The following is a 13,021-nucleotide window of genomic DNA, read 5'->3' as shown; positions in this document are numbered from 1 at the left end:
GGAGACAAACCCATGGGAAAGACGCTCGGCAGTGTCATGCTCGTATGTGCTGGCATGCTGTCGCAGACAGCGATGGCGGCGTGGCCCGACGACAAACCAATTGAGCTGGTGGTCGGCTTCGCCCCAGGCGGCGGCACGGATGTGATGGCCAGGAATCTGGCCCGCTTCATGGAAAAGCGGCTGGGTGAATCGGCCCGCATCGTGGTGGTCAACAAGCCCGGCTCGGGCGGCGAGATCGCGGCCAACTATATCCAGCATGCCAAACCCGATGGCTATACCCTGGGCATGATCAACGTACCTGGGTATATTTTCCTGCCTATGTATCGCAAGACGTCTTATCAGCCCGACCAGATCCGCCTGATCGCGCGCATTGTCGATGACCCCGCCATGCTGGTGGCCAATCGCGACGCAGGCAAGCCCGTCACGCTGCAAGACTTCATCGCGCAGTCCAAACAGACAGCGTTCTCGGTGGGCCATTCGGGCGACGGCACCACGGGGCATCTGGGCATGTTGGAACTCGGGCGGGATGCCGGATTCCAGTTCACATCGATTCCGTTCAAGGGCAATGGCGAAGCCAAGGCTTCGCTGCTGGGCCAGCATGTGGACTACGTCATGATGACCACCGGCGAAGCGCTCGAGGTCGGGCAACCGGGCACCCCGCTGGTGGGCGTAGCGCTGTGGGGTGCGAAACGCGCCGCCAATGGCGTGCCCACACTGGCCGAGCAAGGCTACAACCTGCAGATATCGTCCGAGCGCGGCATCGGCGGGCCGCTCAATCTGCCTGACGATATCGCGAAGCGCGTCCAGGATGCGGTGCAGGCAACCATGAAAGACCCTGAATTCCTGAAGGCAGGGAAGGCCGATGCCCCGGTGCTGGCCTTTCTACCGGGCGCGCAGTGGAATCAGCAATTGCAAGAGCTGGGCAAGCGGATGAAGGCCCTGGTGGATTTGATGGGGTCGGCGAAGTGAATGTTGTCTTGCTTCGGCGGGCTCGTCCATGGCCGCGGCATGGCGGGGCCTCGACCCCTTATACTGTGGCCCAATGTCTGCCAAGGTGACACCGCCAGTCATGGTCATTTCGCACAGCCCCTATTCCACGCCGGCCGCGACCGCCGCCCACGCCGCCCGCTGCCCGTTTCGCAATGGCCACGAGTAAAAAGAAAGGCGCGGCCGCGGCCCAGGCACTACCCCTTACCGCATCGAAACCGGAACTGCTGGTCGACGGGTCGGACCAGACCCTGCGCCGACTGACGCTGGGCTTTGCTGTACTGGGCTGGCTGCTCACCGACGTGCGCGAGGGTTTCGCCAAGCTTTTGGGCATTTCGCCCTTCCAATATGTGGCGCTGCAGGCCATTGCCCGCGTCCAGTCCGACGAACCCTGGACCACCCGCTCATTGGCCGCACACTTCCGCGTCACGACGCCGTACGTCAGCATGGAGCTGCGCCCCTTGATTACCAAGGGATACCTGTCGGCACAGGCCTCGCCGCTCGACCGCCGGTTCAAGATCCTGTCGGTCACCCCCGAAGGCGCGGCATTGCTGACACAGCTCGCCCCGATCCAGCAGCAGGTCAACAACACCCTGTACGGCCAGTTCGACCAGGCCGGCCTGGTCAAGCAATCCGAGACCATCGAACGCATGATCCGCGACGCCGAGGCGGCGGATGCCTTCCTGAAGCAGACGCTGTTGTCGCGGCAAATCAATCCGGCCGGCAAGCCCTGACCCGCACCGGCGCGGGCGCAGATGCGTTCCAGCCGCGCCGTCCGGTCGATACCGCATCCCGTCAAAAAAAACTTTGCACCAGATCAAATCGAGCCATATAATTAATTCACTTACTTAATTATATGAAAGCGGAGGCGCCATGCTTCGATCCGGTGACGAATACCTGAAAAGCCTGCAAGACGGCCGCACCATCTATATCGGCGACGAGAAGGTGACCGACGTCACGACGCACCCGGCGTTCCGCAACTCGGCCCGCAGCTACGCCAGGCTGTTCGATTACAAGCGCAACACGCCGGGCATGTGGTTCGAGGAAAACGGCGAGCGCTTCAGCTACTACTACCGCCAGCCGCGTAACGTGGAAGACCTGGCCTTCCGCAAGCGCGGCCACGCGCTGCTGGGCGACAGCAGCTACGGCCTGCTGGGCCGTTCGCCGGACCACGTGGCGTCGTTCGTTACCGGCATGACGCTCAAGCCCGAGGTCTTCGACGTGCCCGGGCAGGGCTTCCGGGACAACCTGCTGCAGTACTACGACTACCTGCGCCGCAACGACCTGTACGTCACGTACGCAGTACACCCGCCGGCCGGCGCCAAGAACTGGAGCGCCGATGCCCGGGGGTCTCTGTTCGATTCGCCGTCGCTGCAGGTCATCGCCACCGACGAGGCGGGCGTGACCGTGCACGGCATGAAGATGCTGGCCACTGGCGGCGCGTTCGTCGACGAGATCTGGATCGGCAATCTGACGCCGCTGGCGCCGGGCCGCGAAAAAGAGGCGATCACCTGCGCCATTCCGGCCGCCACGCCGGGCGTGGCCCTGTGGTCGCGCAAGTCGATGGAAGCCAGCGCGGAAAGCGAGTTCGACAATCCCCTGTCGTCGCACTTCGACGAGTCGGATGTGATGCTGTTCTGCGATCATGTGAAAGTGCCCTGGTCGCGGGTGTTCACCATCGGCAACGTCAACCTGTCGCGCGCCATCTACGTGGATACGGCCGGGCATTGCTTCGGCAACCACCAGTCGAACATCCGCTTCCACTCGAAGCTGCAATTGATCGTCGGCCTGGCCAACCGCATTGCCCAGTCGGGCGGCGTGCGCGGCATCGCGGCCGTGCAGGACACGCTGGGCCGGCTGGCTGCGCTGGAGGCCACGCTGGGCGGCATGATAGAAGGACAGGTAGCCGCCTGCGAGCCCATCGGCGACGGCTACTGCATGCCCAACCGACGGTTCATGTATGCGGCGCTGAACTGGTGCCAGGAAAACTACGTGCCGATCTGCACCGCGGTGCGCGAACTGATGGGCGGCTCGGTATTCCAGATGCCCGCCAACATCACGGTCACGCGCGACCCCCAGCTCAACGCCATCTTCGAGCAGTTCTGGGCCACGGAAACCGAGACCGCGGTAGACCGGATGAAGCTGTACAAGCTGGCCTGGGACCTGCTGGGGTCCGAATTCGCCAGCCGCCACCTGCAATACGAGAACTTCTACGCCGGGCCATCTTTCGTGGTACGTGCCTACAGCCTGCGCTGCGCGCCCTGGCAGCGATTCGACGGCATCGTGACCGGCCTGATGGCGAGCTATGCCGCCCCCTACGCCCCCCCGGCGCCGGACGCCGGCCAGCAGGCCCTCCAGGAGAAAATGATATGAGCACTCCCACGCAGGCGCATGGAGCGCCGCCCCCATGGCACAACCTGGTCGGCGGCGCCGAGCAGGCCATCTACGCGGCGGCTGGTTTCGGCGGCGCCAGCGGCATCGGCAAGCGGCCCGCGCTGCTCGTCATCGACATGCAGTATCGAACCATGGGCACGGTGCGGGCCCCCATCGCCGAATCGATGAAGGAATTCGCCACCTCTTGCGGCGAAGCCGCCTGGGCCGCGGCCGACCGCGTACTGCGCCTGATGGCGCTGTTCAGGGAAAAGGGCTGGCCGGTCATCTACCCCCACGTCGCGCCCAAAAACGGCAACGAACTGGGCCGCCTGGCCGCGAAAACCCCATCGATGTGGGGCATCGCCCAACGCGGCTACGAATTCTTCGAGCCGCTGGCACCGCGGGCTTCCGACATCCTGGTGCCGAAGAAGCATCCCAGTGCGTTCTTCGGCACCAGCCTGGTCAGCCACCTGGTGGACCTGGCGGTCGATACGTTGGTGATGGTGGGCTGCACCACGTCGGGTTGCGTACGCGCCAGCGTGGTCGACGGCTTTTCCTATAACTATCGGGTGGCGGTGCCCTACGACTGCGTATACGACCGCAGCGACACCGCGCACCGCATCAACCTGTTCGACATGGCGCAGAAGTACGCCGACGTAGCGCCATCCGCCGTCCTGATCGAGCAACTGGCGCGCATCCATCCATCCACTTCCGGCAGCCCATCATGAAAAAATTCGACACCAAGCTCGACCGCTATCCTTTTTCGGCGATTGTCGACCGGCCCACCTATCGCTGGAAGAACGGCGCCGGCCTGGCGGTGTACTTCGCACTGAACATCGAGGCGTTCGAGTTCGGACGCAACCCCGGCAACGACTTCACATCGATGCCTTCCGCTCCGTTTCACCGCGGATACGCCTACCGCGATTACGGCAACCGTGTCGGTGTGTGGCGGATCAAGAAATTGTTCGACCAGTTCCAGTTCCCATTGGCGGTGCTGGCCAATTCGTCCGTCTATGACGTCTATCCGCGCGTGCTCGAGGCGTTCCGCTCCCGCGGCGACGAGTTCGTCGGTCATGGCCGCACCAACTCGGAACGACAGATCGACATGGACGCCGAGACCGAGCGGACCATGATCGCGGAAGTGGCCGGCCGGATGAAGCAAGAGGAAGGCCAGGCCCCGCAGGGGTGGCTGGGCCCCTTCATTTCCCAAAGCCCCCGCACGCCGGAACTGCTGAAAGAACTGGGCTTTAGCTACATGCTTGACTGGTACTTCGACGAGCAACCGGTCTGGTTCCGCACCGACAACGGGCAGATCCTGGCCGTGCCGTATCCGTCGATGGAACTGAACGACCTGCCCGCCTATGTCAATCGTGGCGTCAGCGACACCGACTTCCGCGACATGATGATCGACACCTTCGACGAACAGCTGGCGGAATCCGCCGAACGTCCGCTGGTGTACTGCGTGTCGCTGCACACTTTCCTGACCGGCCATCCCCAGCGGATCCGGCACCTGCGGCAGGTGCTCGAACACATCGCCGCGCACCAGTCGGACATCTGGTTCACGACACCGGCGGAGATCGCCGCGCACGTTGCGACGCTGCCCGTGGGAACCGTTCCCGGAGACGAAAGATCATGACGCCCAATACTTCCTCCACACCACCTGCCGGCGGCAATGGCGAACGCGAGTATGGTGTCCGCGGCCTGTTCGGCATTGCCGTGCCGCAGGCCAATCCCATCGTCGAGCCGGAATTCGGCGCCCTGCTGCCCCCGGGGGTCAGCACCATCGCCACGCGCCTGCAGGGCAGCCGCACCGACTCGTCGAACCGCCTGGTGCAATACCTGGACAACCTGGGCACCAGCCTGGATGCCTACGACACGGCCCGGCCGGACGCGCTGGGGTACGCATGCACCGGTTCCAGCTACCTGGTCGACCCCGCGATGGAGGCCCGCTTGCTGGCGGAACAGGAAAGCCGCGTGGGGTACCGGATCGTCACGGCCGCAAGCGCCATCCTGCAGGCGCTGCAGCACCTGGGCGCCGCGCGCGTGGCGCTGCTGGCGCCCTACCCGGAATGGCTCATGAAGGCGGGTAGCCGCTACTGGACCGCGCATGGCCTGGCGGTGGTCGCAGAATCCCGCAGCATGATCGAATCGGACGATACCCGCCACGTCTACGGGATCCGGTCGCATCAGGTGGAAGCCGCCGCCCAGGCGCTGGACATCGGCAACGCCGACGCCGTGTTGATCTCAGGCACGGGCATGCCCACATTGCGCGCCATCCCCCGAATCGCGCTGCGTACCGGCAAGCCGGTCGTATCGTCGAACCTGTGCCTGGCGTGGGCACTGCTGAAGGCGCATGGCGCCGACTTCCCTGCCCCCCGGCACGACCGCGGCGAGACCCTGATCGGCGGCTGGGCCGACCGGGCCGCCCTGCTCTGATACCAAGGTAGACCATGCAAGCCATCAACACCGCTACCCGCTCCGTCGCGACAGCTGGCCAGATTTCCGACAGCCGGACCCTGCGGCGCTGCCTGGGCTCGTTCCCCACCGGGGTCGCCGTCGTGACGGCGCTGAGCGACACGGGCGCGCCCATCGGCGTCACGGTGAATTCGTTCGCCTCTGTGTCGCTGGACCCACCGCTGGTGCTGTGGAGCCAGGCCCAGAACAGTCCGACGCATCCCTCGTTCCTGCAGGCCGGCGCGCTGATCATCAACATCCTGGCCGACGACCAGGCCGAGCTGTCAATGCAGTTCTCGCGGCCCGTTCCGGACCGGTTCCATGGCGTCGAATGCGTGCCCGGCCTGGCTGGCGTGCCGGTGCTGCAAGGGTGCGCCGCGACCCTGCAATGCCGCGTCGCCGACAAGTACTACGGCGGCGACCACATCATTTTCCTGTGCCGCGTAGAACACTATGAAAGCCACGAGAGGCGGCCGCTCATTTTCTCGAAGGGGTCATACCTGAAGATCCCTCCTGAATCGTCCCAACCGCACTGAAGCGCGGATGGGCACAGCACTGTGAAGTTCATGTCCTGGATCATCCCACCAAAGGAATCGCACCATGAATCACGCAGCAACCCGCGCCTCGCGGCTGGTTCTCGCCAGCCTGGCGCATCTGCTCCCGATCGCCCTGGCAACGGCGGCAGCGCCGGCCATGGCCGACACCTACCCGTCGCGCCCGATAGACATCGTCGTGCCGTATCCCCCGGGCGGCACCAATGACGTCATTGCACGCGTCATCGCCGACGGGCTCGCCAGCACGCTGAAGCAGAAGGCTATCGTGCTGAACAAGCCCGGCGCCAGCGGCTCGATCGGATCCAGCTTCGTTGCCCGGTCGGCGCCGGATGGCTACACGCTGCTGCTCGGCAGCCAGGGCACGCATTCGGCCAACCCCTATTTGCTCAAGTCCCAGACATACGATCCGCTGAAGGACCTGGCGGGCGTGGCCCTGGTCGGGCGCGTCAACAACGTGCTGGTGGTAAACGACCGGCTACCGGTGAAGACGATTTCCGAGTTCGTGTCGTACGCGAAGGCGCATCCGGGTACGGTCAACTTCTCGCACGCCGGTGTCGGCACATCCATGAACCTGGCCGGCCAGCTGTTCATCCTGAAGGCCGGCACGGAGATCGTGCCGATCCCCTACCAGGGATCGGCCCAGGCCACCATGGCGGTGGTGTCAGGCGAAGTGGGATCGATGTTTGCAAACACGACCTCGGTGGTCGAGTTCATCAAGGGCAAGAAGCTGCGCGCGCTGGGCGTCACCGGACTGGACTCGGACCCTCTGCTGCCCGATGTGCGGCCGATTGCGGAACAGGGCGTGCCGGACTTCGAAATGCAGTCGTGGTTCGGCCTGTTCGCGCCGGCCGGCACACCGCCCGACGTGCTCGACAAGCTCAATCAGACTGTCCGCTCCATCCTGGACAAGCCGGACCTGAAAGAGAAATTCGAATCGGTGGGACTAGTGCCCGGCAGCCTGGATACGGCACAGTTCAACGCATTCGTCCGCACCGACAACGCGCGCATCGGCGAACTGATCCAGCAAGCCGGCATCCAGCCGAACTGAGCTGGCAGCCATGCTTCCCCAAGCAAAAAAAGCCAGCATTGTGCTGGCTTTTTCCTACCTGCCGCTGATGTCCTTAGGACTACAATTGCAGCCATGGCGCGTGACGAAACCCCTCTCTTGCGCAGGGCGAGCTGGACTTTCAAGAACCTTTACCTTGGCAACCCGTCGCGGCCGCGGGGCTGCGGACAAACGAATCCAGGAGCAATACAGCAGTGAATGACACCCCAATGCCGGATACTGATATACCCGAAGACCACAAGATACAAGAGCCCAGGCTTTGGCGTGATGACGGCTGGACCGCCCGGGTCATCAAGAACGAAGACGACGACGGCTGGGCCGTGGAGATGACCATGGACGGACAAGCCGAGCCGGCCCTGGTAGGCCCCTGGACCATGGGCCGCGACAAGAAGAACCCCAAGCCGCTCGATTCCCCCGCCTTCTTCACCCTGGTCAAAACCGCCAACGAAGTCCTGCGCCGTCACGAACAGCAATTGCATGCAACGCTGCACAAGAGCGTGAAGATCGATGCCCCCGCCGGCCGCCTGACCATCAAGTTGGATATCGTTCCCGACGAAGACGAGCCATATGCCGTGCTAAGCGCCTACGATGACTCTGGCGAACAACTGGCCCAAGTCCACGTTGCACCCACGTACAAGCTAAGCGTACAGCGTGCATCGGAGTGGGCCTGCGGCGGTTTCGGGAAGCATGGCTGACACACCAAAAGTTGGCGGCTTGCGACCGGCGCTTGCTTCATTGCGTCTTTATGTCATTTACCTCGATGAATTTCCCCCATCGAGCCATTTCGCCGTCGATAAACGCCTGAGTCTCAGACGGGCTTGTCCCCCCGAGATTCAGGCCCACCAATTTTTCGCGAATCGCCGGCATCTTCAGTACATCAGTAACTTCCTTGCTGATCGCCTTTACCACTGAATCAGGCGTCCCATAGGGTGCCACCAAGGCATACCATTCCTCGACAATTACGTCGGGATAACCCAGTTCTTTGAACGTTGGAACCTCCGGCATGGACACATCGCGCTCAGCGGCAGCGATAGCCAATGCCCGTACCGTACCGCCCTTGTAATGCTGGTAAATGGTCGAGATAGTTGAAAACTGCAGCGGAATCTGTCCGCCTAATAAATCATTGAGGGCGGGTGCCCCCCCTTTGTAGGGAACATGAAGCAACTTAAGCCCTACAGACTCATTGACCAGTTCACCTACCAAGTGGGTCATCCCGCCCGCACCGGCCGAACCGTATGCATAGCTGTTGGGATCCGCCTTGGCCTTTGCGACCAAGTCGCCAAAAACATGGATATCTGATTTTGCGCCCGTCAGAAGCACCGTCGGTGCCCGGGCCAGCATTGTCACCGGAACCATGGGGAACTTGGGATCGTAGCCCAGGTCTTTTTTAAGCGATGGATTGGTTGCGTAAGTGCTGATGACCATCGCCAGCGTATAGCCGTCAGCAGGCGATCGTGCCACCGCGCCTGCGGCAATTGCCCCGCTGGCACCCGGCTTGCTCTCAACAATGACAGGTTGCCCCCAGCGTTCCTGCAACTCCGCCGCCATCATTCTTGTCATGTTGTCCGCCAGGCCTCCGACCGACACTCCAATGATGATGCGGACGGGCTTGCCGGGAAACGTATCAGCCAGAGCAGGGCTGGAGATCAATGCCGAAGCCACCAGACCCGCGAATACTCGTCTGAACGACGACCGTAGCAAACGCCATGTCCCTGGTTCCTTTGACGGTGAGGTCCACATGAAAGAAGCAGCCTTGGTGCAGATCCTTGATAGGCAACCCTGCGAAGAAATAATCGAATCCATATCGGTCTCCTTTGTTATGTTCTTGAGCAAACAAGATGGGCTTTTCACGCCCTTGCTTAGATAATGCCGTTTTTCTCCAGATCGGCGATTTGGTTATCAGACAATCCCAGCAGTCCCGAGTACACGGCCTGATTATGTTGACCCAGATCTGGCCCTAGCGTCCGGACATGGCCGGGCGTTTCGGACAGGCGGGGAACAACATTGGGAATAATCACTTCGCCTTCGGTGGGATGCTGCATCTTGATCAGCGTTTCCCGTCCCTGGACGTGCGGGTCGGCAAAAAAATCGGCAATGTTGTTAACCGGGCCAGCTGGGACGTTCCCTTCTTCCAGACGGAAAAGAATGTCATCCCGATCCTGCGCGATCATCCAATCGGCCACGATCTGGTTCACCTCTTCGCGCCTTTCGATCCGCGCGTCTATCGAAGCAAGCCCGCCAGACTCGACAAGGTCGCAGCGCCCCATCACCTTTACCAGCCTCGCGAACATCTTGTCGCTGGAACACGCCAGCGCAATCCAATGTCCGTCCCGGCTTTGATAATGGCTGTGGGGCACCGCATTAACAGTGTCGGCACCCATGCGTTCACGCACAAAGCCATGCTTCGCGTACGCTGGCGCGAGTTCATCCAGCATGCGAAAGATTCCTTCGTACAAGGAAACGTCCACTGTCTGCCCCACCCCCCATTTCTGGCGACTGATCAAAGCCATGAGTCCGCCAATGGTGGCGTACAAGCCCGCGATATAGTCGCCTAGTGACGTGGATCCTGGCACCACAGGCGGGCCGTCGGGATCTCCCGCGAGAAAGCTCAATCCGGCGTAGGCATGTGCGACCCGGGCATAACCGGGCTTGTGGCGATATGGTCCAGTCTGCCCGTACGCAGAGACCCGTATCATCACCAGATCGGGCCTGACCCTCTTTAGCGCTTCGTAGCCCACTCCCCAGCGCTCCAATGTTCCCGGCCTGAAGTTCTCGACAACGATGTCGCAATGTGTCGCCAGATCCTTGAGAATTTCTGCCCCTTCTGGCTTGCGAAGATCGAGGGTGATCGATAGCTTGTTCCTGGACTCGTTGATGAAGTTCAGTGTGGACCCGGCACCTGTCATGGTTCCAAAGGAACGAAACGGATCCCCGCCGCCTGGCTGTTCGACCTTGATCACTTCAGCACCAAATTCGCCCAGAATCGATGCACAAAATGGTGCTGCGATCATCGTGGCAAGATCCAGCACACGCACACCCTCTAAAGGAAGGCGCTGGTCAGCCATGGGTGACACCTCGCGCGATTTCTTCAGCCTGACGCGCACGGGCAAGAATTCGTTGAGCACGCATCGCCACGGGGGTGTCGATCATTCGCCCCTGATGGCTAACCGCGGCGCGGCCTTCGGCAAGCGCCGCTTGAAAGACTTGATCGACCTCGCGCGCCCACGCGATCTCAGCTTCCGTTACGCCGAATGCCGCATTGAAAATCGGAATCTGCTTTGGGTTGACTGCGATTGAGCCCGTGAATCCAAGCTGCCTGGATGCCACTGCGACGGTACTCAAGAGCTCCGATTCGGAGATCTCAACGATCGTCCCCGCTACCCCCCATGCCGCCAACCCGTTTGCCCTGGCAGCAATGGCAAGAAGCTGGGCCGGCACGGTCATGGCTTCAGGAGTCGGACGTACCCCCAGCAGCGCGCTGTAGTCTTCAGAACCAAATACCAGGGCCACGACAGAAGAATGGGCTCGCGCCAGATCTGCCACTTGGTGGATTCCCAACGGAGTCTCGACCAATAGGGCCAGCGCCGGCGGCGTTTCAATACCTGCGGACCGGGCACGCTGCGCCAGGTAAGCCGCTACCTGGCGGACTTGATCAGGGCTCTCTGCCTTGGGTAGCAAGACGCCCGTTACCGACTGGACGACGCATGTGGCCAAGTCGGCATCAAGGTGTTCCGGAGTGTTGTTGACGCGGACGTAAACGGGCAAGTACTTCGCGATCCGCGTAATGACTTCCGGCGCCGCACGTCGCGCCTCTTCTTTCAGATCTGGAGGAATTGAATCCTCCAGGTCGACGATGATCGCATCGGCGCCTCTGGTGTGAGCCTTGGCAATATACGCCTCGGCCAGGGCCGGCACGAACATGATGGACCGGATGTCCAAGGCATCGGAAAGGTGGCTGACTTGCATGGCTATCGATTCTCTTGAGATTAAATTGTTCAAGCACGCTCTTTTGCGTTCAGGCGCGCCTCGATCAAAACAGGCCGGCCAACGGCCAGGGCGCCAGAGAGACACGATTCGAACTCTTCGGCTGTCTCGGCAACCATGGCTTTCACGCCCAGCGATCCGGCCAAGGCTGCCCAGTCAATTGCAGGTTCCGTCAGATCGAACATCCGCGCGCCCTTGGGGCTCATGGGCGGAATCCCGTGGCGTTTCACTTCGTGGTCCAGAATCGCGTAGCGATCATTTCGCAGGATCACATTGACCACATGAAGCTGCTCGCGCGCCTGAGTCCATAACGACTGGATCGTGTACATGGCGCCGCCGTCCCCTTGCATGGCAACCACGACAGCGTTTCGGCGAGCAAGGGCCGCACCCGTCGCCACGGGAATGGCTTGTCCTATCGAACCGCCAGTGATATTCATCCAGGTATGGCTTGCGGCGTTGCGCATGGCCTCGTCGGCGCCAATGGAGGTAACACCCGACTCATCCGAAATGATCGCGTCCTGGGGCAGTTGCCTGTTCATGGCAGCCCAGATCGCCTTGGCGTTCAGGCGCCCAGATATAGGATCCACGCGCACGCGAGGCTCGGCGCGAGCCGCGGCGGTGGCCTCGACTGCGCCCGCCAGGGCGGCCAGGGCACCGATCGTAGAAGTGCGCTCGTCCAACGCCAAGATATCGGTGTCCGGCCGCGTCAGCGGGCTGGGCTCGTCCGGGCTTGCGAAAAAAGCAACGGGTGGCCGACTGCCCAGCAGCACAACGGTGTCGAACGCCGCCAGCTTCGGTACAGCGTGTTCCCGAAAATAAGGCAACCGCTCCAGGTACGGCCGCCCTGCTCCACGGTCATGCGCAGCGTTGAAGGTTTCGCAAAAGACTTTGCAACCCGTCGCCCGACCTATTCGGTCGGCAAGTTCCACCCCCTTTGAGCTCAGGCCGGTGCCACCGATGATAAGCGCCGTTGACGAACCTTTTCGAACGGCTTCGGCCAGTGCGCCAATCTGATCCATGCTTGCGGTGCTGGCATCAGATTCGATGCAAGGCGGATCGGCCTCGCTCGCCTTCATTGCGGGCGACCACATCACATCGACATTCGCAACGATCACCACCGGCCCCGCGGGTGCCGTTATGGCCTCGCTTACCGCCTCGTCCACCGTACTCGCAATCTCGCTCGTTAAACGCAAGTCGAATACTTTCTTGGCGGCGTATCGCGCCAGTGATGGAAGGTCGCTGTTGAGCGGTGTGTCGAAAGAAAGATGCTCGCGGGCGTGCTCGCCCACCACGACGATCATTGGAGAACGAGCTTTCCTGGCATTGTGCAAATTGGCCAGGCCATTAGCCAGGCCGGGTCCCAAATGCAGAAGAACAGCTGCGGGACGCCCACTTGCCCTCGCAAAACCATCGGCCGCGCCCGTCGCCCCGCCTTCGAACAGGCACAGCACTGGCTTTGCTTCGGGATGTTGGTCGATTGCAGACACCAGGTGTACCTCAGACGTACCTGGATTCATGAAAAATGTATCCACGTTGCGCCTGACAAGGGCATCGACCACCAAATGCGCGCCCCATCTTTGAATTTCGTATTCGTGCATTCCGG

The 13,021-nt window shown here is 62.0% G+C and carries 13 protein-coding genes; 9 read left to right on the top strand and 4 right to left on the bottom strand.

The window, feature by feature from the left end; all coding sequences use genetic code 11:
* Positions 1 to 12 precede the first annotated feature (12 nt).
* The 9 genes from KW845_RS10110 (at position 13) to KW845_RS10070 (ending at position 8,129) form a co-directional block, all read left to right on the top strand.
* The gene (locus KW845_RS10110) at positions 13 to 969 is read left to right on the top strand and encodes a tripartite tricarboxylate transporter substrate binding protein (RefSeq protein ID WP_218369097.1); all 957 of its coding nucleotides are present in this window, start codon (positions 13 to 15) and stop codon (positions 967 to 969) included.
* 173 nt (positions 970 to 1,142) lie between these two features.
* Entirely contained in the window at positions 1,143 to 1,721 is a 579-nt protein-coding gene (locus KW845_RS10105) for a MarR family winged helix-turn-helix transcriptional regulator (RefSeq protein WP_218369096.1), read from the top strand.
* Positions 1,722 to 1,860: 139 nt separating this feature from the next.
* Complete coding sequence (locus tag KW845_RS10100; protein ID WP_218369095.1) at positions 1,861 to 3,360, top strand: 4-hydroxyphenylacetate 3-hydroxylase family protein; 1,500 nt, start codon at positions 1,861 to 1,863, stop codon at positions 3,358 to 3,360.
* Positions 3,357 to 4,088 carry an isochorismatase family protein gene (locus KW845_RS10095; protein WP_218369094.1) on the top strand — a complete coding sequence of 244 codons (732 nt, stop codon included), beginning with the start codon at positions 3,357 to 3,359 and terminating at the stop codon, positions 4,086 to 4,088. Before KW845_RS10100 ends, KW845_RS10095 begins: the two co-directional genes overlap by 4 nt.
* Entirely contained in the window at positions 4,085 to 4,996 is a 912-nt protein-coding gene (locus KW845_RS10090) for a polysaccharide deacetylase family protein (protein WP_218369093.1), read from the top strand. The genes KW845_RS10095 and KW845_RS10090 overlap by 4 nt, the downstream gene beginning before the upstream one ends.
* Positions 4,993 to 5,796, top strand: a complete 804-nt coding sequence (locus tag KW845_RS10085) for an aspartate/glutamate racemase family protein (RefSeq protein WP_218369092.1) — start codon at positions 4,993 to 4,995, stop codon at positions 5,794 to 5,796. The genes KW845_RS10090 and KW845_RS10085 overlap by 4 nt, the downstream gene beginning before the upstream one ends.
* 14 nt (positions 5,797 to 5,810) lie before the next feature.
* Positions 5,811 to 6,350 carry a flavin reductase family protein gene (locus tag KW845_RS10080; protein WP_218369091.1) on the top strand — a complete coding sequence of 180 codons (540 nt, stop codon included), beginning with the start codon at positions 5,811 to 5,813 and terminating at the stop codon, positions 6,348 to 6,350.
* 64 nt (positions 6,351 to 6,414) lie between these two features.
* Positions 6,415 to 7,416, top strand: coding sequence for a tripartite tricarboxylate transporter substrate binding protein (locus KW845_RS10075; protein WP_218369090.1), 1,002 nt, complete (start codon positions 6,415 to 6,417; stop codon positions 7,414 to 7,416).
* A 212-nt stretch (positions 7,417 to 7,628) separates the two neighbouring features.
* A complete protein-coding gene (locus tag KW845_RS10070; RefSeq protein ID WP_218369089.1) occupies positions 7,629 to 8,129 on the top strand; it encodes a hypothetical protein in 501 nt (166 codons plus the stop codon).
* 37 nt (positions 8,130 to 8,166) lie between these two features.
* Here KW845_RS10070 and KW845_RS10065 read toward each other — a convergent pair whose 3' ends face one another.
* From KW845_RS10065 to KW845_RS10050, 4 genes are read right to left on the bottom strand one after another with little or no spacing between them, the layout of a single operon-like run.
* Positions 8,167 to 9,237, bottom strand: coding sequence for a tripartite tricarboxylate transporter substrate binding protein (locus KW845_RS10065; RefSeq protein WP_218369088.1), 1,071 nt, complete (start codon positions 9,235 to 9,237; stop codon positions 8,167 to 8,169).
* 56 nt (positions 9,238 to 9,293) lie between these two features.
* Complete coding sequence (locus tag KW845_RS10060) at positions 9,294 to 10,499, bottom strand: CaiB/BaiF CoA-transferase family protein (protein WP_218369087.1); 1,206 nt, start codon at positions 10,497 to 10,499, stop codon at positions 9,294 to 9,296.
* The gene (locus KW845_RS10055) at positions 10,492 to 11,433 is read right to left on the bottom strand and encodes a CoA ester lyase (RefSeq protein ID WP_218369086.1); all 942 of its coding nucleotides are present in this window, start codon (positions 11,431 to 11,433) and stop codon (positions 10,492 to 10,494) included. Before KW845_RS10055 ends, KW845_RS10060 begins: the two co-directional genes overlap by 8 nt.
* Positions 11,430 to 13,016 (bottom strand): acetolactate synthase large subunit, encoded by a 1,587-nt coding sequence (locus KW845_RS10050; protein ID WP_218369085.1) that lies wholly within the window; start codon positions 13,014 to 13,016, stop codon positions 11,430 to 11,432. The genes KW845_RS10055 and KW845_RS10050 overlap by 4 nt, the downstream gene beginning before the upstream one ends.
* Positions 13,017 to 13,021 lie beyond the last annotated feature (5 nt).

Origin of the sequence: Bordetella sp. BOR01, assembly GCF_019218885.1 — a bacterium.
GTDB lineage: Bacteria > Pseudomonadota > Gammaproteobacteria > Burkholderiales > Burkholderiaceae_B > Bordetella_A.
Note: the sequence above shows the minus strand (reverse complement) of the source record. Positions and strands in the feature narration are given on the sequence as shown.